Origin of the sequence: Paenibacillus sp. BR2-3, from assembly GCF_046529485.1 — a bacterium.
In the GTDB taxonomy this organism is placed as follows: domain Bacteria; phylum Bacillota; class Bacilli; order Paenibacillales; family Paenibacillaceae; genus Paenibacillus_AQ.
In genome coordinates this window covers 3,511,960-3,538,560 of the sequence record NZ_CP126311.1, presented here as the reverse complement: position 1 = coordinate 3,538,560, position 26,601 = coordinate 3,511,960, and the positions used below count along the sequence as shown (strand labels likewise).

General features: G+C 47.1%; 24 protein-coding genes. 23 read left to right on the top strand and 1 reads right to left on the bottom strand.

The window, feature by feature from the left end; translation table 11 throughout:
• The first annotated feature begins 32 nt into the window (after positions 1–32).
• The 20 genes from PaeBR_RS16980 (at position 33) to PaeBR_RS16885 (ending at position 23,071) form a co-directional block, all read left to right on the top strand.
• On the top strand, positions 33–746 hold the full coding sequence (locus PaeBR_RS16980) for a response regulator transcription factor (RefSeq protein ID WP_410511722.1): 714 nt from the start codon (positions 33–35) through the stop codon (positions 744–746).
• Positions 736–2,100 carry a sensor histidine kinase gene (locus PaeBR_RS16975; protein ID WP_410511721.1) on the top strand — a complete coding sequence of 455 codons (1,365 nt, stop codon included), beginning with the start codon at positions 736–738 and terminating at the stop codon, positions 2,098–2,100. Before PaeBR_RS16980 ends, PaeBR_RS16975 begins: the two co-directional genes overlap by 11 nt.
• Before the next feature lie 108 nt (positions 2,101–2,208).
• On the top strand, positions 2,209–2,463 hold the full coding sequence (locus PaeBR_RS16970; protein ID WP_410511720.1) for a hypothetical protein: 255 nt from the start codon (positions 2,209–2,211) through the stop codon (positions 2,461–2,463).
• Between the two features lie 95 nt (positions 2,464–2,558).
• The gene (locus PaeBR_RS16965) at positions 2,559–4,112 is read left to right on the top strand and encodes a response regulator (RefSeq protein WP_410511719.1); all 1,554 of its coding nucleotides are present in this window, start codon (positions 2,559–2,561) and stop codon (positions 4,110–4,112) included.
• Positions 4,113–4,120: 8 nt separating this feature from the next.
• A complete protein-coding gene (locus PaeBR_RS16960) occupies positions 4,121–5,896 on the top strand; it encodes a sensor histidine kinase (protein ID WP_410511718.1) in 1,776 nt (591 codons plus the stop codon).
• 193 nt (positions 5,897–6,089) lie between these two features.
• Positions 6,090–7,397, top strand: a complete 1,308-nt coding sequence (locus PaeBR_RS16955; protein ID WP_410511717.1) for an ABC transporter substrate-binding protein — start codon at positions 6,090–6,092, stop codon at positions 7,395–7,397.
• Positions 7,398–7,532: 135 nt separating this feature from the next.
• Positions 7,533–8,408 carry a carbohydrate ABC transporter permease gene (locus tag PaeBR_RS16950; protein ID WP_410511716.1) on the top strand — a complete coding sequence of 292 codons (876 nt, stop codon included), beginning with the start codon at positions 7,533–7,535 and terminating at the stop codon, positions 8,406–8,408.
• A complete protein-coding gene (locus PaeBR_RS16945) occupies positions 8,401–9,225 on the top strand; it encodes a carbohydrate ABC transporter permease (protein ID WP_410511715.1) in 825 nt (274 codons plus the stop codon). Before PaeBR_RS16950 ends, PaeBR_RS16945 begins: the two co-directional genes overlap by 8 nt.
• A gap of 371 nt (positions 9,226–9,596) precedes the next feature.
• Positions 9,597–12,650, top strand: coding sequence for a glycoside hydrolase family 2 TIM barrel-domain containing protein (locus tag PaeBR_RS16940; RefSeq protein WP_410511714.1), 3,054 nt, complete (start codon positions 9,597–9,599; stop codon positions 12,648–12,650).
• Positions 12,651–12,890: 240 nt separating this feature from the next.
• Positions 12,891–13,802: a DUF4173 domain-containing protein gene (locus tag PaeBR_RS16935; RefSeq protein WP_410511713.1), complete on the top strand. Its 912-nt coding sequence runs from the start codon at positions 12,891–12,893 to the stop codon at positions 13,800–13,802.
• Between the two features lie 101 nt (positions 13,803–13,903).
• On the top strand, positions 13,904–14,602 hold the full coding sequence (locus tag PaeBR_RS16930) for a Crp/Fnr family transcriptional regulator (RefSeq protein WP_410511712.1): 699 nt from the start codon (positions 13,904–13,906) through the stop codon (positions 14,600–14,602).
• A 35-nt stretch (positions 14,603–14,637) separates the two neighbouring features.
• Complete coding sequence (locus PaeBR_RS16925) at positions 14,638–15,066, top strand: DMT family transporter (RefSeq protein WP_410511711.1); 429 nt, start codon at positions 14,638–14,640, stop codon at positions 15,064–15,066.
• Positions 15,067–15,137: 71 nt separating this feature from the next.
• On the top strand, positions 15,138–16,058 hold the full coding sequence (gene cysK, locus PaeBR_RS16920; RefSeq protein ID WP_410511710.1) for a cysteine synthase A: 921 nt from the start codon (positions 15,138–15,140) through the stop codon (positions 16,056–16,058).
• Between the two features lie 21 nt (positions 16,059–16,079).
• Positions 16,080–17,036, top strand: a complete 957-nt coding sequence (locus tag PaeBR_RS16915) for a hypothetical protein (RefSeq protein ID WP_410511709.1) — start codon at positions 16,080–16,082, stop codon at positions 17,034–17,036.
• 342 nt (positions 17,037–17,378) lie between these two features.
• Positions 17,379–18,485, top strand: a complete 1,107-nt coding sequence (locus PaeBR_RS16910; protein ID WP_410511708.1) for a BclA C-terminal domain-containing protein — start codon at positions 17,379–17,381, stop codon at positions 18,483–18,485.
• A gap of 286 nt (positions 18,486–18,771) precedes the next feature.
• Positions 18,772–19,299 (top strand): hypothetical protein, encoded by a 528-nt coding sequence (locus PaeBR_RS16905; RefSeq protein ID WP_410511707.1) that lies wholly within the window; start codon positions 18,772–18,774, stop codon positions 19,297–19,299.
• A 63-nt stretch (positions 19,300–19,362) separates the two neighbouring features.
• Positions 19,363–20,475: an RNA-guided endonuclease TnpB family protein gene (locus PaeBR_RS16900; RefSeq protein ID WP_410511706.1), complete on the top strand. Its 1,113-nt coding sequence runs from the start codon at positions 19,363–19,365 to the stop codon at positions 20,473–20,475.
• 157 nt (positions 20,476–20,632) lie between these two features.
• Positions 20,633–20,878: a hypothetical protein gene (locus PaeBR_RS16895; RefSeq protein WP_410511705.1), complete on the top strand. Its 246-nt coding sequence runs from the start codon at positions 20,633–20,635 to the stop codon at positions 20,876–20,878.
• 596 nt (positions 20,879–21,474) lie between these two features.
• Positions 21,475–22,371 carry an EFR1 family ferrodoxin gene (locus tag PaeBR_RS16890; protein WP_410511704.1) on the top strand — a complete coding sequence of 299 codons (897 nt, stop codon included), beginning with the start codon at positions 21,475–21,477 and terminating at the stop codon, positions 22,369–22,371.
• A 79-nt stretch (positions 22,372–22,450) separates the two neighbouring features.
• Complete coding sequence (locus PaeBR_RS16885; RefSeq protein WP_410511703.1) at positions 22,451–23,071, top strand: hypothetical protein; 621 nt, start codon at positions 22,451–22,453, stop codon at positions 23,069–23,071.
• Between the two features lie 99 nt (positions 23,072–23,170).
• Here the strand turns inward: PaeBR_RS16885 and PaeBR_RS16880 are convergent, their stop codons facing one another.
• Complete coding sequence (locus tag PaeBR_RS16880) at positions 23,171–23,794, bottom strand: nitroreductase family protein (RefSeq protein ID WP_410511702.1); 624 nt, start codon at positions 23,792–23,794, stop codon at positions 23,171–23,173.
• A gap of 231 nt (positions 23,795–24,025) precedes the next feature.
• On the opposite strand from PaeBR_RS16880, the gene PaeBR_RS16875 reads away from it, so the two are divergent.
• The 3 genes from PaeBR_RS16875 to map all read left to right on the top strand — a co-directional run bounded on the left by PaeBR_RS16875 (position 24,026) and on the right by map (position 26,573).
• Complete coding sequence (locus PaeBR_RS16875; RefSeq protein ID WP_410511701.1) at positions 24,026–24,655, top strand: SGNH/GDSL hydrolase family protein; 630 nt, start codon at positions 24,026–24,028, stop codon at positions 24,653–24,655.
• Between the two features lie 253 nt (positions 24,656–24,908).
• Positions 24,909–25,718 carry a hypothetical protein gene (locus PaeBR_RS16870; protein ID WP_410511700.1) on the top strand — a complete coding sequence of 270 codons (810 nt, stop codon included), beginning with the start codon at positions 24,909–24,911 and terminating at the stop codon, positions 25,716–25,718.
• 108 nt (positions 25,719–25,826) lie between these two features.
• Positions 25,827–26,573 (top strand): type I methionyl aminopeptidase, encoded by a 747-nt coding sequence (gene map, locus PaeBR_RS16865; protein WP_410511699.1) that lies wholly within the window; start codon positions 25,827–25,829, stop codon positions 26,571–26,573.
• The last annotated feature ends 28 nt before the right edge of the window (positions 26,574–26,601 follow it).

The window sequence follows — 26,601 nt, the reverse complement described above, 5'->3', positions numbered from 1 at the left end:
TTTGCCTGGATAAAATCACAGCAGAGTAAATATTGGATGATGCTATAATGGTTGTGAAATGGGGGAATGCAAGGGTGAAGCATGTATTTGTAGTCGATGATGAGAAGAGTATCAGGGATATCCTGTGCAAATATATCGAGAATGAAGGGTATAAGGTGACGGTGTTTGTAAATGGAGAATCTGTGCTGCCAGAATTAGGGCGGCTCCGGCCGGATTTGCTTGTTCTGGACATTCGAATGCCGGGTATGGACGGTATCGAGTTATGCAAGGAGATTCGGAGAACCAGTGAAATTCCTATTATCTTTGTTACTGCAAAAGGCGAGGAACTCGACCGTATTCTGGGGCTAGAGCTCGGTGCGGATGATTATTTGACCAAGCCCTTCAGTCCCCGTGAGCTGGTAGCGCGTATTAAGAATATTTTCAGACGCATGGAAAAAACATCTCCTTCAACTCAAATTCAATTATTGGATTTGAAGCTGCATCAGGATCGCCGGATACTGGAAAAGGATGGTGTGGAAATACGCCTCACCGCCAAAGAATATGAGCTGTTCGAATTCATGGGTGTGCACCGCAATTTGCCGTTTACCCGGGAGCAGCTGCTGCTGAAGATCTGGGGCTATGATTCCATCGTTGAAGACCGGCTTGTAGACGATCTGGTGAAGCGGATTCGCAAAAAACTGGCTGCCAGTTATTCCGCTGTTCAAATTACGACGGTTTGGGGGTTCGGCTACCGCCTTGACGCGTAATCTGAGAATTGGCACCAAATTGCAGCTAAGCAACCTCATTCTGATTTTAACGATATTGATTGTAACTGCGTTCTCCTTTCGCGTGTTGTCTACCCGTTATCTGATTCAGGATGCCCGTCAGCAAATGAAGCATGATGCCGCTCAGCTGCTCCAGATGCTGGCCGTGGGCAGTTCGTTGTCAGCGGATACTGTAGCGGAGCGTGTCAACCTGAGGAAAGAGCTTCGGGTGGCCGGAAGGCTGGTAGATACGAAGATTATTGTATTAAATAAAGCAGGAAGAATTGTTTATAAAAATACAAGCTTAAAGGATACGGATGTGCTGTCGATGCTGGCAGGAAAGACCCCGGATGAATATCTGATCGAACGAAGAGTAATCAAAGGGACTGGCGGAGGTAATAAAGGTGAAATCGTACTTGGAATTAAAATAACGGATATTACCGGACTGAACCGGTTGTTCCGTCGAGCCCAGCTGTTAAGTGTGATCATTGGCGGTTTTTTGGCCTTGTTCATCGGTTACTGGCTTGGACGCAGCCTGACACGCCCGCTTGCTGATTTGGCTGACGGTATGAGGAATTTCTCCCCCAAAAGAGAACAGCCCGCCATTCCTGTCGACAGGCGCAGCCGGGATGAAATCGGGGAACTGGCGGAATCTTTTACGGATATGGCCGACAAGCTGCGCCTCAACGACAGACTGCAAACGGACTTCCTGCAGAATGCCTCGCATGAGCTGAAAACTCCGCTTATGGCTATTCAGGGCAATGCCGAGGCCATAAAAGATGGAATCGTACAGGGCGAAGAAGTCGCTGATAGCTTGGAGGTTATTATTAACGAATGCCAGCAGCTGAAGGGGCTCGTGGATGAAATGATTTTTCTGACCCGTCTGGATCAGGTAAAGGATGCTTTCCATTTCGAGCCGGTTGAGATCGGAGATGTTATTGGCGAAGTGTTAGCGGGTTTACACGGGTTGGCAGCGCAGCACAATATTAAATTGACTGCAAAAGGAGACGTCTCCGCGATATGTTCGGCAGACCGTGAGAAACTGAAGCGTGCCTTCGTGAACATTGTCGGAAATAGTATCCGATATGCGAAAACTTCGGTGGATCTGCGGGTCAAACATGTGGGCGACAAGCTATCCATCACCTGTATCGATGACGGGAAGGGATTCAAGCCGGGAGAGGAGAAGCTTGTGTTTGACCGGTTTTATAAAGGTGAACAGGGCGGAACGGGTATTGGGCTTGCGATCACAAAGGCAATCATCGTGGGACATGGCGGCTCTATAGCTGCCTCCTCCTTGCCGGCGGGCGGAGCTGTTTTTGAAATCGTGTTGAATCTAAAAAATACGGATTTTCAGTGAACTTTCAGCGGATCTTCAAGTTGTTTTCAGCTTCGGAGTTTAGGATAAGCCTAACCAAGCAAAAAACCGGACTGCTGCTGGAGCCCTGACTAATCGGGGGCCGCGAAAGTGGACGCGGCAATATGTCATTACCGGCATTATCCTTTCCGTAAAGACGTTAAAGGCACAGCGGATTCACCGCAACAATCTGTATGTTCTCATATTTATACGAAAATCACTGAGAACAGCCAAGCGGCGATACTTATGGCTCAGCGCCATGCTGGTGTAAAGTCTTATATTGAGATTATGGCAGGCCAGAAGAAATTCTTGGTCTGCTTTTTTGATCATGATGAGAATGAAAGCCATTTGAAGTTCAAGAAGTAGTCAGAAATGAATTGACCTTCTTCGCAATAGCGCTTTATAATCCCATCATGGGTTGAAAGCGCATAAGTCTTAACAAATAAAGGCGGGGGTTAACTGTGAACCAGCTATGCAAGGTGATCATTGTGGATGATGAAATACTGGTTCGACAGGGAATTAAATATGTACTGGATTGGGAGCGGGAAGGCTTTCAGATTGTAGGGGAAGCGTCAAACGGGCAGGAAGCTCTGGAGCTGATCCGTACGCTCCAGCCCCATATTGTAATTACCGACATCGTTATGCCTGTTATGGACGGTGAGGAATTAACGCGGATCGTCAAGCGGGACCATCCGGATATTGAGGTAATTGTGCTAAGCAGCTTCAGTGAGTTCCATTATGTGCGTTCCACCTTCCAAAACGGGGTGGCTGATTATATATTGAAACCGAAGCTGGAGGCTGAGGGTTTGCTTCATGTACTAAAAAATACGTGGGACAAAATCCCTGGCCTGGTGGTTACGGGCGGGGCGGACGACGATACCCTCTCCGTAGATTTTGTACTCAGCAGGCTTATTTCCGGTTACGAAATAAACTATGATTTTGGCTTGTTAAGCAGTTACTTCCCCTATGAGCTGTTCTTCTATCTGGGCTGTGATATGCGGTCTATTTCGACAATAGACGGACAATCACTGGACCGGCTTAAAGGGATTATCATAGGTGAATTAGAGCACAAAATTCCCGGCATTGTGCATTGCACTGTCCAGGGAGATCAGAGCATGATCTTGTTCTTGATTAATCTGAAGGAAAGGCAGTGGAATGAAGCCATTGATGCTGTGAAGCTTTTGTCCCAATCTATGGCTGAGAGTGAGACAGAGCCCCGCTGGTTTTTTAGTGAGCTTTTCCATGAATTAAGTAAAGCTTCTGCCGTATATCAGGACAGTTATCTGAAGCTGCTACAGTACCGGTTCTTTTTCCCCGAGAAAGTGCTTCTGATCCACGATGAGCTGCCTAAGCCAGAGGGTGATTCTGACAAGTTCAATTTATCTCATTTTACAGAGCAAATTAAGAGACTGCAGCTGGAGGAAGCATTTACAGACTTAAGGCAGCATGTGACATCCTTATCACTGCATTATGAAAGCGATGTCTTTCAGTTTAAATCTTTTTTGGGAAATATCATTTTCAATGTAACGAATCAATTCAGCCATATCAAAGCTCTGGAGGAGTCTAAATACGCTTTGTTCCGGGCCATTGATGAGGCACAGGATGTCGATGAGGCGGTACTTATTCTGGAGTCTTTTATGAATAAGGTTATTCAGCATACTTTCACTTCCAGCGGTCTCCAGGCCAGTAATGCCAATATGAAGCGATTGCTTGAGTATATAGAAGAGCACTATGCCGAACCGCTGAGCCTGACTGATCTTGCCAAACATTTTCACTTTAACCCCTCGTATTTATCAAGTCTTTTTACCGCGCATAACAAAGAAGGCTTTAAGGAGCACTTGAATAAAATCCGTACGGACAAAGCCGCCGAGCTGCTGCGGGAGGACGGTGCCCCCATTTCTGAGATCAGCTGCAAGGTCGGGTACGGGGATCATAGTTATTTCTGCAAAGTGTTCAAAAAATATACGGGTCTATCGCCTAGCCACTACAGAAGGCAATATTACAGTCAGGAGTAAGGACTGCTATGAGAGCTTTTATGGAGCGCTACAAATTTCACAGTCTGTTTATCAAAATATTTATTGTTATGGTGATCAGCATTATTGCTGTCGCCATCTCTGCCTCGTGGACAACCGTCCGCATGTCGGAGAAATTGTTCATGGAAACGTTCAGCATTACGAACTCCAAAGTGATTAATCAAATAAAAGCGAATTTTGAATCTTTTCATTATTCGATTGTGACAGCAACCAATAATACGCAGCTCAGCGGCACGATTAAGAGCTTTTTGACAGAGGAGGATTCTAATTCTCTTCGGGTACTGAGAACCTACTACAATATGACTACCCAGATGAAAAAGATTCAGTCAAATGTGTACGCTTATCAGGTCGGCATCAAGATTATGGGGCAAAACGGTCGCAGCTACTCCACCAATACAAACAATTTATTGATGACAGATAACGAGTTGAAGAATCATAAATTAACGTTAAATACACTCGCCGAGCCGAAAAGACTAATGTATCAGTTTTATCAGGAAAGCAGCACAGCTTCATCGACTCAAGAGGCTGTTATTGTAGCCAGCAAGCCGCTTATGGAACGGACAACAGGCGATATTTACGGAACGCTGTATATTACGATTCAAGAAAAGGCTTTTCAATCCTTCTACTCAAGCATTGTAAGCGGCGGGAATGATGTAGCCATTTTGAACAAGGATGGCCTTATTGTATCGAGCAACCGGACGAATCTGCTGGGACAACAGGCAGAGGATTTGCTGCATTATGCCAAGGAAATTCAAGAGAGCGGACTGGATTATATCAACGTGGATTTCCGGAGCAAGGATGTAATTGTTCTGGCGGATTATCTGTCCTCTTACGATTTCTATATCGTAAATATGATTGACAAGAAAACGGCTCTCGGACAAATGGTGAATACAAAAATGGTAACTTTGATCTGTTCGGCAATCGTGCTCGTTGCACTGATTGTGGTGTTCCTCATCTCCAGAAGGCTTACGCGTTCCCTGACCCTGCTTACCCGGCAAATGTCCAAAATTACAGAGCGTAATTTCCATAATTACATCACCGTAACCGGAAGCTTCGAATTTCAGGAGCTTGGACATGCCTATAATTATATGCTGGATGAATTAAATGATTATGTGGAAAGACTCGTCCAGACCCAAAAGGAGCAGCGCAACGCCGAACTGGCCGCTCTCCAGCAGCAGATTAACCCGCACTTTTTGTACAATACGCTGACCTCGGTCAAATTTCTGGTCCAACAGGGCAGCAAGGATAAAGCGGTACATACGATTCATGCCCTGATCTCCCTGCTTCAAAATGCCCTTAGCAATGTTAGCGACACGATTACCATATCCCAGGAACTGGAGAATCTGAAGTCCTACGTCTTTATCAACCATGTCCGTTACGGGGAGCGTATTAAAGTGAACTTTTTTGTAGCTCCGGATAGTATCCATTATCACGTGCCCAAGCTGATCATCCAGCCGTTTATTGAGAATGCCTTCTTTCATGCGTTTAATAAGAAAAGCGAAGGATACATCCATGTGCTCATTTCGCAGGAATCCGGGTCACTTCTGTGCGAGGTCATCGATAACGGGGACGGGTTGGAAAGCGGGGGTACAGAGCTTTCTCTTTCGAATCCGGAGAGCAAGCGTCAGCTGTTTACAGGCATTGGCATTAAAAATGTTCATGACCGGATCGTTCTTTTATATGGGGAGGATTACGGAGTTACAATCATGAGCCGCCTGGATGAAGGAACTACGATCAAAATCCGCCTGCCATTAATCAATACGTGAAAATAATACAATTATCAAAAGAAAGAACAAATAGAGTAAAGGCAGCGCTTTCAATGAGGCGAAATAATGACTAATGAGCATAAAGTTATTTCTAACGATGCATTCGGGGACGATGATAAGATAAATATGTAATCAGGAAGCGCTTTCAGTAAGATTCTTTAAAAAAGAAAACATACAAAAGGGGATGAAGACTTTGAAAAAGAGCTTAGCGTTATTGATGATTTGTATGCTGATACTTACTGCCTGCGGTTCAAACTCGGGTACTAAAAACACAGCAGACTCCGGGAATAAGGGTGCTGAAAGCAGTCAGGCAAAAGAAATTACGATATGGGCATGGGATCCGGCTTTTAATATCGCTGCGCTTGAAGTGGCTAAAGAGGCTTACGCTGCAATTAATCCTGATGTCAAAATTAACATTATCGAGTATGCCCAGAATGATATTATCCAAAAGCTTAACACTGGCCTCAACTCCGGTACAACGAAAGGCTTGCCGAACATTGTCCTGATCGAGGATTATCGTGCACAAAACTTCCTTCAATCCTACAAGGATTCATTCTATGATCTGAGCAGCTCTATCAAGGGCTCCGATTTTGCAGACTACAAGAGTGGCCCAACGAGTCTTGATGGCAAACAATATGGAATTCCATTTGACTCCGGTGTAACCGGGTTGTATGTCAGAACCGACTATCTGGAGCAGGCCGGCTACAAGCTTGCTGATTTACAGAATATCGATTGGAAGCAATACATTGAAATCGGTAAAAAAGTAAAAGAGAAAACAGGCAAGGCTCTGATTACGCTTGATCCGAATGACCTAGGAATTATCCGCATGATGATTCAATCCGCAGGCTCCTGGTATTTAACGGAAGATGGTAAGACACCTAACATCGCTAATAATGCAGCTTTAAAAGAAGCGTTCAAGATTTACAAAGAGCTTATGGAATCCAATGTAGCGAATGTTCATGCCGACTGGAGCCAGTTCGTAGCCGCACTTAACAGTGGCAATGTTGCTTCGGTTCCTACGGGAAACTGGATTACGCCTTCGATTAAAGCAGAGGCAACCCAATCCGGCAAATGGGGAATCGCACCGATTCCTACGCTTCCGGGTAACGATAAATCCGTTCATGCGTCCAATCTTGGGGGTAGCTCATGGTATGTCATGAATGTGGACGGCAAAGAAACAGCAGCAGATTTTATGACTAAAACGTTTGGATCCGATGTAGAAATGTATCAAAAGCTGCTTACGGATATCGGAGTTATCGGTACCTTTAAAGCTGCTGCTAACGGCGAAGCGTACAGTCAAGCTAATGACTTCTTCGCAGGTCAAAAGGTAGTTAGTGATTTTGCAAAATGGACCGAGCAAATCCCTAGCGTTAACTACGGAATTCACACCTATGCAATCGAAGACATCCTGATTGTGGAAATGCAGAACTACCTGAACGGTAAAGATATCGACAAGGTGCTCAGTGATGCACAGGCACAGGCGGAGTCACAGATCAAATAAGTAAGAGTTCTTCACCAGCAAACCTTGGGCGCAATCTGCTACTCCAGCGGTCAGGAGTGTGAGAGCGTCCAAGGTTTATTAAAAAGATCTAAATCCAAAAGGGGTTGGGCCGATGTGAAAAATACAAACTCAAACATGAGCATCCGTCGTAAAAATGTACTAACCGGATGGTCCTTCGTCCTGTTATCTGTAATATTAATCTTTGTTTTTTATTTCTATCCGATGCTCCAGGCGTTAATTATGTCCTTTCAGACCGGGACAGGAAGCAATCTGGAATTCACCGGTTTTGATAATTATAAGCGTTTGTTCGCCGACGCAATGTTTCTTACAGCTGTAAAAAACACATTTATTTATCTATTGGTACAAGTGCCTATTATGATTATTCTGGCCTTGTTTATCTCCGTTCTGCTGAATGACAGCAAGCTGAAGTTCAAGGGCTTTTTCCGGACTGCCATCTTCCTGCCCTGTGTGACCTCACTGGTGGCCTATTCCGTTGTATTCAAATATTTGTTCGCGGGAAAAGGCCTTGTGAACACGTCCCTACTGAACTTGCACTTGATTGACGCACCGATCGGGTGGATTACCGATCCTTTTTGGGCAAAGATCACAATTGTGATCGCCATAACCTGGCGCTGGACCGGATATAATATGATTTTCTATTTGTCCGCTCTGCAAAATATCGACAATTCCATCTACGAGGCAGCCAGAATTGATGGGGCTTCGGCAACCCGGCAGTTTTTCGGAATCACCGTTCCGCTGCTCAAGCCGATCATCCTGTTTACCTCCATTACCTCGACGATTGGTACTCTGCAGTTGTTCGACGAGGTCATGAATATTACAAAGGGCGGTCCGGGGAATGCCACGCTCACCATATCGCAATATATTTATAACCTGTCCTTTAAGTACTCCGCAGACTTCGGGTATGCGGCTACTGTGTCCTATTCCATTGTGATCATGATCGTATTCCTTTCGTTCCTCCAGTTCAAAGTGGCAGGTGATAAAAATGGCTAAGAGCAAACGGATTTTCACATACCTTTTTCTCAGCCTCATTGCTTTTGTTTCCATTTTTCCGTTTCTGTGGATGGTCATTAGCTCAACGAACAAATCTGTAGATGTAACCCGTGGCAGATTGCTGCCCGGCGCTCACCTGCTGGATAATTTCCGCAAGCTGCTGGAGACGACGGATCTTCAATTGTCGCTTGTTAATTCGGCCAAGATTTCGATTACGACAACGGTATTGGCTTTGCTTATCGCTTCTCTTGCCGGTTATGGCTTTGAAGTCTTTAGAAGCCGCTCCAAAGATATTGTATTTAACATTTTATTGGTGTCTATGATGATTCCTTTTGCCGCTATGATGGTGCCGCTGTACCGTTTGTTTGCGAATATTTCCAATGGGGCTCCTTGGATGGGCATCGACACTATGACTTCGGTTATCCTGCCGACAGTGACTACAGCGTTCCTGATTTTCTTCTTCCGGCAGAGTACGAAGATGTTCCCGAAGGAACTGCTGGAGGCCGGGCGAATGGATGGATTAAGCGAGATCAGTATCTTCCTTCGCATCTATATCCCCACGATGAAAACAACCTATGCGGCAGCGGCCATTATTACGTTTATGTCGAGCTGGAATAACTATCTGTGGCCGCTGATTGTTCTGCAATCACCGGAAACGAAGACCATGCCGCTGCTCATCTCTATTCTGGGCTCAGGCTATGCACCGGACTATGGGATGATCTTGATTGCGATTGTCATCGGCACACTTCCGACAGCTCTAGTGTTCTTCCTGATGCAGAAGCAGTTTGTGGCGGGGATGATCGGGTCGGTGAAATAAGGGATTCGTTGTTAGAGTTTGAATTTAACTCAGTGAAAAACCAAGATAAGTTCAAAAAAAGCAAAATAAAAGATTATATCTAAAAACATAGGTCAACAACTCGTCACTGCGGGAAACTTTGGACTTACGATCGCTGTTATCTTCGGATTTCTTGAATTGGACCGTTATCAACGGTGAAATCCGAAGATAAAGGCGACCACTACGTTTCTCCAGTTCCAAATTTCCACTTCGTTCCTTTTTGACCTATTCAAAGATATAATATTTGTGAGTTTCATATTTTCTCACAAATCATAGAAACACATTAAGTTAAATTAGCAGCACTCTAAAGACGGAATACCTGATTTCACAAATAGTAGCAGGGAGGGAATGAAGTGAAAGATACAATACCCAGCATAGACTGGCTGGAGGATTTGAATGTATTTGCAGTGAATAGGCTGAAAGCGCATTCGGATCATAAATATTATCAAAGTATGAAAGAAGCGGAGAAGGGTGGGGCTATGGCGCTGCGTCATAGCTTGAACGGAAGCTGGAAGTTCAGCTACGCCGTCAATCCGGCCAGTAGGGTCGCTGATTTCTACAAGGAGCAGTTCTCTGCTGAGGGTTGGTCGGATATCACGGTTCCGGGACACATCCAACTGCAAGGCTTCGGCAATCCTCAATATGTGAATACCATGTATCCATGGGATGGTCATGAGTATCTCCGGCCGCCGGAAGTCTCCAAAACTCACAATCCGGTGGGAAGCTATGTAAAGACGTTTACTATTCCGGAGCAAATGAAGGACAAACCGGTGTATTTATCTTTTCAAGGGGTAGAATCGGCTTTCTACGTGTGGCTTAACGGCGAGTTTGTAGGCTACAGTGAGGATAGCTTCACGCCGTCGGAATTCAATCTGTCTCCCTATGTACGGCAAGAGGGTGAGAACAAGCTGGCTGTAGAGGTGTACCAACGGAGTACAGGCGGCTGGTTGGAGGATCAGGATTTTTGGCGGTTCTCGGGTATTTTCAGAGAGGTATACCTGTACACGGTACCGCAAATTCATGTGAGGGATCTGTTCCTGCGCACGGAGCTGGATACCGCATACCGGGATGGAGTACTATCTGTAAATCTGGCGCTGGAAGGGAAACTTGCCGGACGTGTGAAGCTGAGCTTGCTGGACCCATCGGGTCAGTCTGCAGGTACAGTTGAAGCTAATTTGACGGGAGAACGGCTTGCCCTATCCCTAAATGTGCAGAATGCTGAACTGTGGAGCGCGGAAGTTCCGAACCTGTATATTCTATACATTAGTGTGTATGACGATAAAGGAACATTAATTGAAGTAATTCCGCAAAAAGTAGGCTTCCGTAAATTTGAGATGCTGGACAAGGTGATGAGTATTAACGGCAAGCGGATACTTTTCAAAGGTGTCAACCGGCATGAATTCAACTGCAGAAGAGGACGGGCAGTCACGAAAGAAGATATGCTCTGGGATATTAAGACCTTGAAGCAGAACAATATTAACGCGGTGAGAACGTCACATTATCCGAACCAGAGTGAATGGTATGCACTTTGTGATGAATACGGTATCTATGTCATTGATGAAATGAATCTCGAAACCCACGGATCATGGCAAAAGCTGGGCGCCATTGAGCCCTCTTGGGTCATTCCGGGCGACCGTCCGGAGTGGCTCAACATTGTAATGGATCGAGCAGTGTCCATGCTTGAACGGGACAAGAATCATCCTTCTATTCTCATCTGGTCCTGCGGCAATGAGTCGTTTGGGGGTGAGGTGATCTATAAGGTTTCGCAGTACTTCAAGGAGGCTGACCCGGGCCGATTGGTTCATTATGAGGGAGTTTTCCACGACCGCCGGTTTGATGCTACAAGTGATATGGAGAGCCGGATGTATGCGAAGGTGGACAGCATTGAGGAATACCTGCGTAATGATCCGCAGAAGCCTTTTATCAGCTGCGAATATATGCATGCCATGGGTAATTCTCTGGGTGGAATGAGTAAATACAGTGAGCTGGAGCAGAAATATCCCCTATATCAAGGCGGCTTTATCTGGGACTATATCGATCAGGCGATAATGAAAAAAGACCGCTACGGTAAGGAGTATCTAGCCTTTGGTGGTGATTACGGGGACCGGGCTACAGACTACAATTTCTGTACGGATGGAATCGTATATGCGGACCGGAAGCTGTCGCCCAAGATGCAGGAGGTAAAGTTCCTCTATCAGGATATTAAGCTGGTACCGGACCGCACGGGCGTTACGATCAGGAATGAGGGGTTATTTCAAGGGACAGGGCACTGTTATCTGCACTACAGCCTGCACAATGAGCAGGGTAAACTGGACGGCGGCATCCTGGAGGTACAGGCAGCAGCGCAAACCGAGCAGTTCGTTCCGCTGGATCTTGGCGGAAAGGCTGCTTCAACAGGCGAGTATTGGATTAACACGTCTTTGCGGCTTAAGGAGCGCAACCTGTGGGCGGAAGCCGGACATGAGGTTTCTTTTGGCCAGGCCGTGTTCTCTATTGAAGCGGACGAGAAGCGCGGTGCAGCAGCGGAAGCAAGTATAGAGTGCCAGGCTATGAAAGTTGTTGAGGGGGATGTGAATATTGGTGTACACGGCATAGATTTCAGCATCCTGTTTTCCAAAGGGGTTGGCAGTCTGGTATCTCTGAATTACGCCGGTAATGAGCTGATCGCCTATCCGCCAGCACCGCTATTCTGGCGGGCGACCACGGACAACGATAAAGGGACCTCACTGGGTTTCCACGCGGGGGCCTGGTACGCGGCAAGTCTGATGCCAAAATGTGCAGATGTTACGGTGGCTCAAGAGGAAGGGGAAGTGACAGTAAGTTTCAGCTACCGCTTGAATATTAGCCCGGATGTAAAGGTTACCGTTGCCTATACCGTCCTTTCGGACGGAAGCATTGCTGTGAGATCCCGTTATGAGGGAGTAAACGGTCTTCCTGACCTTCCCATCTTTGCACTCACCTTCAAAATTCCGGCGGAATACAGCCATCTAAATTGGCTGGCGTTAGGGCCGGAAGAGAATTATAGTGATCGTAATCATGGAGCAAGATTAGGCCCATTCATCAACGAGGCGACAGATAGTCTATCCGGATATGTCGTACCGCAGGAATCCGGCAATCGCACGGGTGTCCGTCGGGTAACAGTTACGAATGATGAGGGTAAGGGAATCAGTATTATAGCTCCGGCAGCGAAGCCGATAGAGTGCCGGATCTCCCCATATACTGCTTTTGAGTTGGAAAATGCTTATCATCTCTATGAGCTGCCTCCTGTACATTATACAGTGGTGACGGTGGCCGGTAAGCAAATGGGAGTAGGCGGAGATGATAGCTGGGGTGCATCGGTTCACGAGGAATATCGTATCCCGTCTGACGGAATTATAGAATATGAATTTGTTATTTCGAGAGCCTAAGGGAGAGCGCATTACTTTGGAGTTTTAAAACGGAACATGCAAAAGGGTTAAGCAGGGGTTAGATCTGCTTAGCCCTTTTTGCATTTTTGGCTCAATACTGCCTTTTCAGCAGTTCTTTTTTATAAGTATTTTTCAGGCGGTCCTCGACTCCGAATGAATACGGCTCCAAGCTGAATTTTCCGTGGGGGAGGGATTCTGAACGACGTGAAAGGGGGAACCTGACTCCGACGGCGCGGCTGGTTGAACCGGATTTCGTTCGGCGAGGGGTTTATCCGCATCCTGTGGACAATATTATTCGGGATAGGCTTTTTCGGATATGTATGGGGCTTTGTGAATCCTCATCAACCTGAGGAAATGACTCGCAAGCAAGGCGTGAATCCTCTGGAGCCAACCGCCACTTTTAAGCTGGACCCGATCATTGCAGCAACGATTTTATTTGCAGTTAACGCGGTATACGTGCTCTTTGTGATGGTGCAGTTCTCGTATTTGTTTGGCGCGTGGGAAGGCATTCTGCCGGAAGGAAGCTCTTATGCGGATTATGCGCGGAGCGGATTTTTTGAGTTGATTATGGTTACGGGCATTAATTTTGTCCTTCTGATGAGTACTTTGCTGCTTGGGCAAAAGGGTACAGGACTGCTGCACAGGATTATTAACGTCCTGCTTTATGTTATGGTTGGCTGCTCAATGGTGATGCTTTATTCCGCTTTCACTCGTCTAAATCTATATGAAGAAGCTTACGGATATACTTATATCCGGTTTCTGGTTCATGCCTTTATGATTTTTCTGGCCGTGCTGCTTATGATTGCCGGTCTTCGCATTCATTTTCAGAAGCTTCCCCTGGGCCGTTATTATATCGTTCTGGGATTGGCATCGTATGTCATCATGAACTATGTCAATATGGACGTAATGATCGCCGGCAAGAACATTGAGCGATATGAGGCCAGCGGGAACGTCGATGCCGGATACTTGGGCAGTTTATCCTCAGATGCTACACCCCTGCTCATAAAGTTCAGCCGGAAGGAGAACGGGATACTGGATGAATTCCTGCGTAATCAATGGTGGGACACGGCACAGGTGGAAAGAAGCTGGCCGTCCTTTAACGTATCCGAGTTCCGGGCGCAGAAAGCGCTGACGGATTATTTTCAGCAATAAGCGGTCTATGGAAAGCAGGGGATTTGGAGATTCGGGACATATGTCCTTTTTTATCGGGGCATTCTATTTTACACTGTAGCAAGCATGGGAGGACACCGGATATGCAGATCATATACGACCGTGAATGCGCCAGTAATTTAGCGGAGAGGAACGGCCTGGGCGGGATTTTTAGTACGGATGTTATCCAGGAGATGGAACTGCGGCGTTACGAGGATGGAGAGGCTGTATGTTTGGTGGGGGATGTGCTGGATGGATTATTCGTGCTGGTGGAAGGAAAGCTGAAAATCCATACGCTGCTCCCGAACGGGAAATCCATGCTGGTAAGGTTCGCAAAGCCAGCGTCGATTATTGGGGATGTCGAGCTGCTTCGCCAGTATCCGGTCAAAAATCAGGTGGAGTCCGTCGGCCCAAGCTTGCTGCTGGTAGCGGGAAGGAAACTGCTGTTCAAGGAGCTCCAGGAGAATGTGAGCTTTCTGCGCTTTCTGGTGGGGGAACTGAGCCATAAGCTCTATACACTGGGTCAATCCTCCGCGCTTAATCTGCTTTATCCGGTAGAGAACCGGTTCGCCAGTTATTTGCTTTCTTTATTATCAGACCCGGGTGATGGGAGGCATTTAGAGGAGATTCGCACCTCCACCTTAACCGAGACGGCAGAGCTGCTGGGAACGAGCTACAGGCATCTTAACCGGATTGTACGGAGATTTATAGAGGAAGGCATTATAGAAAGAAAGCGCGGACGCCTGATTGTGCTGCAAGAAGGCAAACTGGCAGAGCTGGCCAATGGTAATCTGTATGAATAGCCTGACCCTGTGTGCCGGAGAGACTGGAGGACGAAATGGTTGGTATTTTGTATTCCCTGTTAGCAGGGATGGTCATTGCAATTCAAGGGGCGATAAACACAAGATTGGGTGACAAGGTGGGCTTTTGGGTAACGAATTCCTTTGTTCACGGCTCTGGATTTATTGTTTCATTTATTATCTATTTATTTATCCGTGACGGGAATCTTGGACAGTTTCAGACGGTTAATAAAGGCTACATGATCGGAGGCGCCCTTGGGGTGCTCATTGTGTTCTCTGTCATGCAGGGGATGGGCCGTCTTGGGACAGCTTATTCGGTCGCATTTGTTCTTGTGGCACAGCTGATTTTTGCGTTGATTATCGACAGCTTTGGCTTGTTCGGTGCTGAGAAGACGCCGCTTCAATGGAACAAGCTCGCCGGTGTGGGCGTTATTATTGCGGGGATTTTGATTTTTAAAGGGAAATAGTGTTACATAACGACAGGAGACCTTGGCCAAGGTACAATGGTTCTTAAGTTAACTGGAGAAGGAGGCTCTTCATGCCGCACAAAGTAGTCAATAATATCACAGAGCTGATCGGGGATACGCCGGTTGTACGTCTGAACCGGTTAACCGGACCCGGCGATGCTGAACTATATGTTAAGCTGGAGTACTTCAACCCCAGTGGCAGTGTTAAGGACCGTGCTGCGTATAATCTGATACTTAAAGCTGAAGAGGACGGATTATTGAAACCGGGCGGAACCATTATCGAACCGACCAGCGGTAATACGGGAATAGGGCTGGCCATGAATGCGGCTGCCAAGGGCTATCGAGCCATTCTTGTGATGCCTGATAATATGACAAAGGAACGAATTAATATTCTAAAAGCGTACGGGGCTGAAGTCGTGCTGACCCCTGCAGCAGAGCGTATGCCTGGTGCCATTGCCAAGGCTGTGGAGCTCGGGCAGGAGATAAAGAACAGCTTTATTCCGCAGCAGTTCGAGAACAAGGCAAATCCTGATATCGACCGGACGACGACAGCTGTTGAGATATTGGAGCAGATGGAAGGAAAGCTGGACGTATTCATAGCCACATCGGGTACGGGGGGCACGATTACAGGTACAGGGGAGGTACTGCGTGAGCGGTTGCCGGGGATTCGTATTCTGGTGGTGGAGCCGCAGGGATCACCGGTACTGTCAGGCGGTGTGCCCGGTCCGCATAAGCTTGTGGGGACGAGTCCGGGCTTTGTGCCTGCCATACTTAACACGAAGGTATATGATGAGATTGTTCAGGTATCTGATGAAGCTGCGCTGGAAACCGCCAGAGCGATGGCGGCCCGGGAAGGCATCCTGATCGGCCCGTCGGGGGGAGCTGCGGTATGGACTGCATTACAGGAGGCTCGTCGTCTCGGACCCGGTAAACGTGTGCTTTGTGTGGCTCCGGATACTGGGGAACGATACCTTAGCATGGGGATATTTTAAATTTATCCAGGAGGAATGAGAATGAGTAAACTCATGGGGATTTTTCTAATTGTCCTTATACTGGCGGGATGCTCGGATCAGTACACACCGAATGATCAGAACAATAATCCTGACGCATTGCCACAGCAGAGTTTGGAGTCCTCACAGACTGCTCCGGCAGACCCCAGTCCGGTACCCTCTCTGCCAGCAACTGCTGCGCCGGTGTCAGCTTATCTGGAGACAGGGAAGCTGCAGTCGACTTTTGGGTTTGCGGACGGGGAAGGCAAGCACATTCTCATTACCAGAGATGATCAAGGGGAACGGAATGAAATGGCGCTGCTTAACACGGCCATAGGTGATAGCGGCAACGTTCTCTCTGTCAAATTTGAGAAGTGGCAAGGCGGGAATGAGAACAACAACGGCAGAGAGTTATCCAGCAATTTCGCTAACCTGCCAGGTTTTCTTTTCACGCTGGAGGAAGGCAGTGCTGTTCCGGATGAGACCTACTATCTGACGGATCGTGCGGAATTCAATCTCCAGTCGCTTTTGCTTATAGAGCCAGCAGCTGTTAATCAAGAACCGTCAGCAATAGAGGAAAGTGTGCGCAGTGATATTAAAGCTGGTAAAAAGCGTGAAATCAAGCAAATATGGAAGCTTGCTGAACTGTCTGCGGACCGGCAGCTGTATCTCGTACAATTCGTGAGACAGGGCAAAGACATGTTATTCAGCCTTGTTCTTAAAAAAGGGAACGGGTTTACCTTTAAGGATTATCCCGCTGTGATACAGGATGATGAAAATTCGGTATGGCGGGTAGACGACGGCGGTGTAGTAACACCGGAGATGTTCTCCATTCTTTTCGCAGCTGAAACTTCTAAAGGTCTGCTTCTTGGGTTGAATTGGCGGGGAGCGGAGGGAGTCAATACATTTTTTCTGAAGCAAGAAGGGGACTCGTTCGAAGAAATGGATATTCAGTATAGCCGCTATACCTCTCCGCAGTAGGCTGGAAGCCCTCACTTCTTGATTCAAATAAAAGGCTGTTCACCGTGCGGAGAATTTTCCGTGGTGAACAGTCTTTTTTATTTGTGGTCAAATCCGTAATAGTTCTATTATGGAAAAAATAGTTAAACATCTACAAGACAAATGTCCATGCCTCCAATAGGTAAATGGAGTAGTATACAAAAGGTCCAGATGGAGGTGTTTGATATGGGTTGTCTTGAACAGAAGCGAAAAAAGTGCCGCAAAAAACTTGTTCATCCTTTGAAGAAAAAAAAGCATTTGAAGAGAAAATGCCCTACAGAGAACAAATGTTGTTGTAAGGAAATAATCGTCAAAAAGCAAATTGTGCGTGTTACAATTCCACAGGAGGCTCTAGCAGCGGGTGCAGCCGGAGCTTTAGGTGCAGCAGGTGCAGCAGGTGCTGCGGGAGCATTAGGTGCAGCCGGTGCTGCGGGAGCACTAGGTGCAGCCGGTGCTACGGGAGCATTAGGTGCAGCCGGTGCTGCGGGAGCATTAGGTGCAGCCGGTGCTGCGGGAGCACTAGGTGCAGCCGGTGCTGCTGGTGCTTTAGGTGCTACTGGAGCATTGGGCGCTACTGGAGCATTAGGTGCTACTGGAGCTTTAGGTGCCACAGGAGCATTAGGTGCAGCAGGTGCTGCCGGTGCAATAGGCGGTATTGGTGCAGCAGGACTCACTGGGCCAGCAGGACCAATAGGTCTCACAGGACCAGTGGGACCCGCAGGAGCTACAGGACCAGTGGGACCCGCAGGAGCTACAGGGCCAGCGGGACCAATAGGAGCCGCAGGACCAGTAGGAGCTCCAGGAGCAATAGGACCAGTAGGACCAGCAGGAGCAACGGGGCCAGCGGGACCAATAGGACCAGCAGGGCCAGCAGGACCAGTAGGAGCCACAGGTGCCACAGGACCCGCAGGACCCGCAGGACCTACAGGACCCGCAGGACCTACAGGAGCCACAGGAGCCACAGGAGCTACTGGGCCAACTGGTGCGACAGGAGCGACAGGAGCGACAGGTGCCCCGAATGGATTATCCCAGTTTGCGTACATTTACAACTTAGGAGCGCAGGTAGTTCCGATCGAGGCAGATGTTACTTTTGATACCAATGGATTCTTGACACCTGGAATCACGCACGCCCCAGGAACCGCTCCGATTGCAGTTACCGATGCTGGTGTCTATGAGGTTACTTTTTCAGTGTCAGGTGCAGAACCTAATCAATTTGCACTCTTTCGGAATGGTGCCCTTGTCCCAGGAACCGTCTACGGTTCAGGTGCCGGGACTCAGCAAAACAATGGGCAGGCTATAATTTCCCTGGCATCCGGTGATGTTCTGACTCTGCGGAACCATAGTTCAGCTGCTGCGGTCACCCTTCAGACTTTGGCCGGTGGTACGCAAGCAAACGTAAACGCCTCTGTTGTTATAAAGAAACTTGATTAGTGACTAATAAATGTCCAGAACGCTATTTTTGCGTACTGGACTGTTTTTTTATAAACGGATCTCAGCCTAAAGCTCCTCTATAAAACTAAGACTTCGAGTTGAAGGTTTTACCGATGTCGGGAACGATGTATACTTATAGTGCTTGCAGCGGAGAAGAGGGAAAGGGATACAAATTTTTGCTGTAATACAATTATTTGGGACAACTCGACTTAACAGAACGTATTAGGTGCATGGGGTAAGCTGGAAGAGTTTGTGCAGAGACATTGACAAAAGGAGTGTGAATGAGATGAGCGGTGCAGAGGCGAAGCTGGATTTGGACCGGATTGTTTTTATTGGCAGGACTTTTGATGAATATATGATGATGTTTAACCTGGAGCCGGGGGAATTGGCAGGCCGGAGGATTCTCGATTGCCCATCGGGCGCCTGTTCTTTTACAGCTATAGCGAATCATCTCGGCGGTGAAGTAACTGCGGCTGATATTGCCTATTACCACTCTGCTGACAAACTTGCCGAAAAGGGCGCTCAGGATATTGAGCATGCCATGCTTCAGCTGGACAAGGTACAGGATAACTTTCTGTGGGATTACTTCAAATCGATTGAGGGTCTGAAAAAGGTAAGAACAGAGGCACTTACAGATAGCACAAAGGATAGGTTGGCAACACCCGAGCGTTATGTTCCAGTAGTCCTGCCTAAGCTGCCGTTTCCTGATCAAGCCTTTGACCTGACCCTGTCGGCTCACTTTCTGTTCATCATCTTAAGCGATCGGAGACCCGTGACTTTAGTCATGGGAGGAGATCGCTATTTTTGTTCTTAGGCTCTTATTTTTTACTGAAAAATAAGAGTATACTGTTATTATTAAAGAGAAAGGAGGAAAATCATGCAGCTCACAGTAACTGCAAAACTTAAAATCATTCCCACCGAAGAGCAACAACAGAAATTGTTGCGAACCTTTTCGGCATACCGCGCAGGATGTAATGCGGTGTCAGAAACGGTCTTTTTGACGCATCTGCTTCAGCAGCCTGTGCTGCACCGCCTGACCTACGAAGTGCTGCGTGAAGATTGGGGACTTAAATCGCAAATGGCCCAATCGGTGATGAAAACCGTCATCGCCCGCTACAAAACCAATCAAAGCAACGGGCATCCTTGGACACGTGTCAAGTTTAAACGTCCTGAGTATGACCTGGTTTGGAACCGCGATTATTCGCTGGTGAAAGGGTTATTTTCCGTCAATACGTTGGAAGGACGGATCAAAGTGCCGTTTGAAACGAAGGGTATGGAACACTACTTTCGCGGGAAATGGTCATTTGGCACCGCGAAGCTCGTTTACAAACACGGCAAATTCTTTTTGCATATTCCAATGACTAAAGAGGCTCAGGAAGCGGAACTTTCCGCCATTCGCGAAGTCGTCGGTGTCGATTTAGGAGTGAATTTTTTAGCCACAACGTTTGATTCGAAAAGAAAAACATTATTTTTTAACGGCCGCAAAGCCAAGCACAAACGTGCTCATTTTAAAGCGCTGCGTAAACAGCTTCAGCAAAAACAAACGCCTTCTGCGCGCCGACGCCTCAAACAAATCGGTCAACGAGAAAACCGTTGGATGTCGGATGTTAATCATTCGGTATCAAAGGCACTCGTCGATTCTTACGGCAAAAACACGCTGTTTGTACTTGAAGAGTTAACAGGCGTCCGCCAGGCGACTGAGCGTGTGCATATCCACCAGCGCTATCAAACGGTATCGTGGGCCTTTTATCAGCTTCGCCAGATGATCACGTACAAAGCCCAGTTGAGGGGGGCCAAAGTGATCGCCGTCGATCCCAAATACACCTCGCAAACGTGTCCGATGTGCGGGCACACGGCCAAAGAAAACCGCAATAAAAAGAAACATCTGTTTTGCTGCCAAAATTGCCGTTATCAATCGAACGATGACCGCATTGGCGGCATGAATCTTCAGCGCCTTGGAATCCAGTACATCGCTGAAGAAACGGCGTAAGCAGCGCTTTCGCCGCTGGGGAGCTGTCAATCTTCCCGCGTAAGCCTTAGCTTACAGATGTAACACCACGCGTGTACCAAGCGAAAAAAGATAGGAGGCGTCTACCGCCGCTTGGACTATTGGGTCGTTACAAGCTCGCGACTTTAGTCGGGAGTCATTGACGTACGGCGATCGTCTGGATTATGAGTTTCATGAAGGGACCCTGCTGGAGCTGATGCGTGTGACGAGGGAAGAAATTCGTATTTTTCCTTTGGTGGATCTATCCTGCAAAAGATATGAACACTTGGATCGCCTGCTTGATTTCATTGTCAGTCAAGGCTGGAGCGCCGAAGAAATAAAGGTTCCCTATGAATTTCAAAAGGGAGCCAATCAAATGTTGAGGGTTCAAAGAGTGAATCTGTAGCTTTTATAGGAATACGTCCGGACACACGTAAAACCCCTATTATTGATAATTTCATCAATAGTAGGGGTTTACGTTGTTCTCACTATACCCATGTTCTTCTCAGACTCCTTTTCCTATCCTTAGCACTCTTTCGATAGAAATCGTCCGAGGTGGCCTAACTGCTGCCTATCCTATCCGATAAATTTTCCCGTCTCATCCTCTATTTACGATAGGGTTGATAAGTTCATCATTTGAGCTTTAAGAAGCTCTTACCATTTCGTTAGAAAGATGATTTGAAATTTTTACCGTCAGGATAAAAGATATAGTCTCAATCACCAGGACTTCTTCTACTAAAGATTGCTTCCCGAATAGATTTTACCTGCCGGTTAAGCTTTCCTTCTAGTAGAGTAATTATCCTTGTGTTGATAAGTACACTATACTCCGATTCCTCCGAATAGTAAAAACGCAAATTGCTTAAATTTGGAGGGCTTATTCGCCTATTTCTCATGAAAGCGCTTAATAACTGCTTTATCCTTTGTTTTTTATCACAGCACTCAATGGTAGCGGGAATGTAAAATTTAGTTATTCATTCAGGAAAGCTTTAAGGAGGGAGCAGGATGCAGGATCGGAAGACGGCTATGTTCTATTTCTCCGGTACAGGCAACACAGAGATTATTGCCAAACGGTTCAAGGATGCGTTCAAGCGGAGAAATCAAGGTGTGGAGCTGTTTAGAATTGAGGACATACTCAAAGGCAAACGGTCAGTAGAGTATGGTACCTATGGTCTTATTGGCATTGGTCACCCTGTCCTTGGATTTGGTGCCTCCGGCATTGTGGAACGTTTTGTAGAGCAACTGCCAGAGAGCTGCGGGACGCCTGCTTTTGTATTCAAAACTGCATCCTCCCCTCACTACGTAAATTACGGCGCTTCGAACACGATTCTTCGTCACTTGCGTGATAAAGGCTACGAAGCCTTTCATAATTCCATCCTGGCGATGCCATGCAACTTTTTTGTGAAATATGACGATCGATTGAATAAACAACTGTATATGGCGGCTTTGGAGAAGGTGGAAATCTTTACAGAGGAAATCCTGAACCGGACACCGCGGGTTTTACGGATTAATCCTGTACTGGAGAAAGTTCTGAGAACGGTATATTACATGGAAGACAAACATGGAGGTAAGTCTTTTGCAAAAGGCCTGACGACTGCATCCTCCTGTACGCTATGCCTGAAATGTGTCGGAAGCTGTCCTACATCCAATATTAACAAAAACGGGGAACGAATCACCTTCGGCCAGGAATGCATATGGTGCATGCGCTGTGTGTACTCTTGCCCGCAGAAGGCGATACAAGCAACACGGCTGCGCTCCTGCGTAGTGGAGCCTTATACTGGAGGTCATCACCTACTAAAACTAATGGAGGACACCGACAATGATGGTCACTTTGTGACTGAACGGTCCAGGGGATATTATAAACATTTTCTCGCGTATTTAAAGGAAGACGAAGGGGGATAACATGTGCAAAAGAGATTATTTTAATCAAGCGGCTTTGTGGAGAGCAGGGCTTTGCATATTGGGAGATGGAGGAATGACAATGAATTTGTTCCAAATGAAATCAAACCCGCTGGGGATAGAGCGTATCGCGGAGTTTCTGGAGGATAACTTTGTAAGTATAGGGCTGCCTGGGATCGGGGATTTGGAGGTTATCGGAGAGGCACAAGTGAGAGCGAGACTGGAGCAGGTCTACAAGTCTAACGAGCAGGAGCTTATGGAACAGCTGAAGGCTGTTCATCTCTTCGTACATATGATGCAGGACGGGGATTATGTGCTGGTTGCCGATCAGGATTTCGTTCATCTTGGAGATCTCGGCGACTATTTCTATCATGATCCATCCGATATGCCAGACAACGGGATGTGCCATCGCAGAGGGGTAACCTGGTTGACCCGCATACCCCGGGCCGAAATGAATTCCGAGGTTCAGGAGCTGTTGTCCCAGCCGCAGATGATTACCCGGTTCAAGTATCCGATAGACAGAGCCCGGCTGGACTCCTGGAGTTCGAATCTCCTGAAGAGTGCACCGATTACAGAAAGGTCAGTTCATGTGGATGATATAACAATAGAAGAAGCGCTTCAGGTCTTGAAAGAGGCTTTGCGAAGCGGTGATACAGAGCGGCGGGAACGTGCGGCAATCGCTATTTTGCAATATGCCAAATAGTCAACCCGGTATTAGGCAGCTAAAGCAAATGAGGCCCAATAAATAATTATAAAAGCTGTCCATCCGACATGTAATGCCGGGTAGACAGCTTTTTTGGTCTTATACACCGATAAATTCAACGAATTCGTTAACCGGCTTACGGTAACCGCGTGGTCTGATATTGTGCTTGTTATCTTTGCCGATCGTAATCAGCATGACGGGGACTAAGTTCTCGGGCAGCTGCAAGGTCGCTTTAATGGCTTCCGGATCAAAGCCGATCATCGGGCATGTATCCCAGCCCTTGTCCTTGGCAATCAGCATAAACTGCATGGCAGACAGGGAGGCGTTACGTATGGCATCTTCACGCTGAAAAGTTTCATTTCCTATGTAGGCGCTGTTTATTGATTCAATCTGTGCGTCATACTGCTCCTGTGTCATGGCCCCCAGCATTCTAAGTCCACTATAGATTTCAGGAGCCTGCAGATACGCATGCATATCTCCAAGCACTACGATAACTGCGGAGGCCGAGTGAATCTTATATTGTCCGTAGGCTCCGTTCCGAATCTCTTCTTTTAAATTCCCGTCGGCAATAACCTTGTATTGTGCATGTTGCAGGTTATAGGCGGAGGGTGCCAGGCGGGCATACGAGAACATTTCCTCCAGTTCATTTTGAGGGATTCGGATACCCTCCACAAAATTCATTGCCGATCTGCGGGATTGAACCAATTCTGTAAAAGTACTCATGTTTTTAGCCTCCACGTTTTATTTTAATGGTTGATCATAAATAAGTGATATTAATAAATAAACTTACTATTAGTTACTTGCTCAATATAACATAGTTTATTTTTGTCGTCAATGATGTAATACACGCTAAGGAAACCTGTGTATGTGGCCAAGAAAGTGTTGCGAGGAGCTTAATTTTGGTATAATACGGACATGTTTTTACTAACTTGATTTTTGGGGAGGATTTCACCAATGGGTTTTAATCCAAATGACGTCGTGCTGTTTCAAGGCGACAGTATCACGGATTGCGGACGTAATTACGGCGACCCTTCATCACTTGGCGAGGGCTATGCCTTAATGATTGCCGGACGCCTTGGGCAGCTCTTTCCGGAGAAGAATCTTACGTTTATTAACCGGGGCATCAGCGGCAACCGTGCAGTGGATTTGCAGGGACGCTGGGATCAGGACTGTCTTGATCTGAAGCCGACCTGGGTATCCATTTACATCGGTATTAACGATACGTGGCGCCGCTTTGATTCCGGTGAGGAAATCACGCCGGATCAGTTCGAAGCCTCCTACCGCGATTTGATTGAGCGCACCCGGAAATCGCTCGATGCCAAGCTGGTACTTGTGGAGCCGTTCGTTCTGCCTGTACCGGAAGACCGCAAGGGCTGGCGCCGGGATCTTGATCCAAAAATACATATCGTTCGCGAGATGGCGCGTGAATATGGTGCGCTGCTTGTTCCTCTTGATGGTCTGTTCGCAGCGGCGTCCGTAAAGGCTGAACCGGCTTATTGGGCACCGGACGGTGTGCATCCCTCCCCGGCAGGTCATGCTCTTATTGCCGATGCCTGGCTGAGAACTGTAGGCGCAATAAGCTAAGCTTACAAAAGACTGAAACCGTTCTCTACCGCGGGTTTTAGTCTTTTTTTATGCGTGTTTCTTATGACATTTCTCTATGCTTCCTGAGGCTGTTATAATTGATGAAGAGGATGTAGTGGGAGGCGGTTACTATTAGGAAATTTATTCTAATCGTATCTATACTTTTGACCATTGTGCTAAGCGGATGTCAGAACTCCTTTGGCTATATTAACGCGAAGTGGATCAATGAGGTTACTTTGACCTATCAGAAGCCATGAACAAAAGTAAAAGAATAATGGGTGAGCTTGATTACGGGGCAGATTTTGATATGAAGCTGATTTATGGTGATGGTTACACAGAAGATTATGATTTGGCTTTAGGGGAGGAATGGGGCAATCCAGGGATGCTTGTTTCATTTGAAAATACCGGCCGTGGCTATACAATACCCGCAAAAAACGCCGACAAGCTAAGGGAGTTCGTATACGGAGTACCCGTTTCTTCCAGCACTGACGAGAGAGAGCCAGCGGAAGCTTCTGTCAAGGTCTCCGGTCCGGTAACAATCTCCCGCAATGAGCTGTATCCCTTAACAAACAAAGTGGTTTTCTTAAATCTGCAACTGCTTGAGGGACAGTACAGCGAGGAATGGGCTACCCCAGGCCCGTTAGGGGGAAGAAGCTGGAGGGGGCATTTTCAGCTCGTTGTAACAGATGAGCTAGGTAAAACTTTAAACGCTTTTTCATTGAGCGGCCATTTTACGGATGAGCTGAGCTTCAATGATTTTTTTCAGATCCGGTTCGATGATTATAACGGGGACGGCAGCCTCGACTTTACCATTGGGCAGTATGGATCAAGCAACGGTAACTTTTATAGGCTTTTTACGATTCGAAAGGATTATGATATTGAGGAATTAAGCATCAAGCCTGGACCTGAGCTCTTTATCAGCAGTCCTGACAGATATTCCGTAAATCTCGAGAAGGCCAATGAGCACGGCTTCAGAATCCGTTATTACGATAACGCAGTGGGCAAGCAGGCAGAAGATGTTTATCGGTGGGACGGCGCTGTTTTTCAGAAGGTGAATAAGTGAAATTATAGCGAGAGCAAATTATACATAAGAGACAAATGAGGACGTCTGGAAACTTGAGCATATACTGGTTATGGGATAATGCACTAGAAGCGAGAGGAACGTGAGCAGATGACTAGCGATACACCGAAGGATTTAGAGGGGTTAAAAGCCGCCGGGAAAGTGGTAGGCCACACTATTGCCGAGATGAAAAAAGCGGTAACCCCCGGCATGACTACAGCAGAGCTCGATAGGGTGGGGGCAAAAATACTGGAGCATTTTGGCGCTAATTCAGCTCCGAAAGTAACGTACAATTTCCCGGGTGCCACCTGTATCAGTGTTAATGAAGAGGCAGCTCATGGTATTCCGGGTTCCAGAGTCATTAATGCGGGTGACCTGATCAATATTGATGTTTCCGCTGAGCTGAACGGTTATTACGGGGACGCGGGAGTTTCTTTTCAACTGCCCCCTTATAATGACGACATTCTGCACTTATGCCGCAGCACTGAGGAAACCATGATGAGCGTGATTAATCACCTCCGGGCAGGCATGAAGGTCAATGAGATTGGCAGAGTGATGGAAATGGAAGCCCGGAAACGCGGCTATAAAGTCATACGCAACCTGTGCAGCCATGGAATCGGCAAGTCACTTCATGAGAAGCCGTATGAAATCCTGCCATTTTATAATCCGCGGGTAACTACCGTATTGAAGGAAGGCCAGGTGATAACGGTAGAGCCATTCCTGTCCACCGGGGCGGATTATGTGGAGCAGCAGAGTGATGGATGGACACTTAGTGTAACGGACAACAGCAGGGTAGCCCAGTATGAGCATACCATTATCGTCACAAAAGGAAAGCCGATTATTCTTACGAGCGCATAAGCTGCTCTGCGCACAAAGGGGCAGAGTG

Coding starts and splice junctions, on each gene's coding strand:
- PaeBR_RS16960 (WP_410511718.1), top strand. CDS start 4,121: ATGAGAGCTTTTATGGAGCGCTACAAATTTCACAGTCTGTTTATCAAA.
- PaeBR_RS16900 (WP_410511706.1), top strand. CDS start 19,363: ATGCAGCTCACAGTAACTGCAAAACTTAAAATCATTCCCACCGAAGAG.
- cysK (WP_410511710.1), top strand. CDS start 15,138: ATGCCGCACAAAGTAGTCAATAATATCACAGAGCTGATCGGGGATACG.
- PaeBR_RS16950 (WP_410511716.1), top strand. CDS start 7,533: ATGAGCATCCGTCGTAAAAATGTACTAACCGGATGGTCCTTCGTCCTG.
- PaeBR_RS16915 (WP_410511709.1), top strand. CDS start 16,080: ATGAGTAAACTCATGGGGATTTTTCTAATTGTCCTTATACTGGCGGGA.
- PaeBR_RS16885 (WP_410511703.1), top strand. CDS start 22,451: ATGAATTTGTTCCAAATGAAATCAAACCCGCTGGGGATAGAGCGTATC.
- PaeBR_RS16930 (WP_410511712.1), top strand. CDS start 13,904: ATGCAGATCATATACGACCGTGAATGCGCCAGTAATTTAGCGGAGAGG.
- PaeBR_RS16925 (WP_410511711.1), top strand. CDS start 14,638: ATGGTTGGTATTTTGTATTCCCTGTTAGCAGGGATGGTCATTGCAATT.
- PaeBR_RS16890 (WP_410511704.1), top strand. CDS start 21,475: ATGCAGGATCGGAAGACGGCTATGTTCTATTTCTCCGGTACAGGCAAC.
- PaeBR_RS16875 (WP_410511701.1), top strand. CDS start 24,026: ATGGGTTTTAATCCAAATGACGTCGTGCTGTTTCAAGGCGACAGTATC.
- PaeBR_RS16905 (WP_410511707.1), top strand. CDS start 18,772: ATGAGCGGTGCAGAGGCGAAGCTGGATTTGGACCGGATTGTTTTTATT.
- PaeBR_RS16870 (WP_410511700.1), top strand. CDS start 24,909: ATGAACAAAAGTAAAAGAATAATGGGTGAGCTTGATTACGGGGCAGAT.
- PaeBR_RS16880 (WP_410511702.1), bottom strand. CDS start 23,794: ATGAGTACTTTTACAGAATTGGTTCAATCCCGCAGATCGGCAATGAAT.
- PaeBR_RS16945 (WP_410511715.1), top strand. CDS start 8,401: ATGGCTAAGAGCAAACGGATTTTCACATACCTTTTTCTCAGCCTCATT.
- map (WP_410511699.1), top strand. CDS start 25,827: ATGACTAGCGATACACCGAAGGATTTAGAGGGGTTAAAAGCCGCCGGG.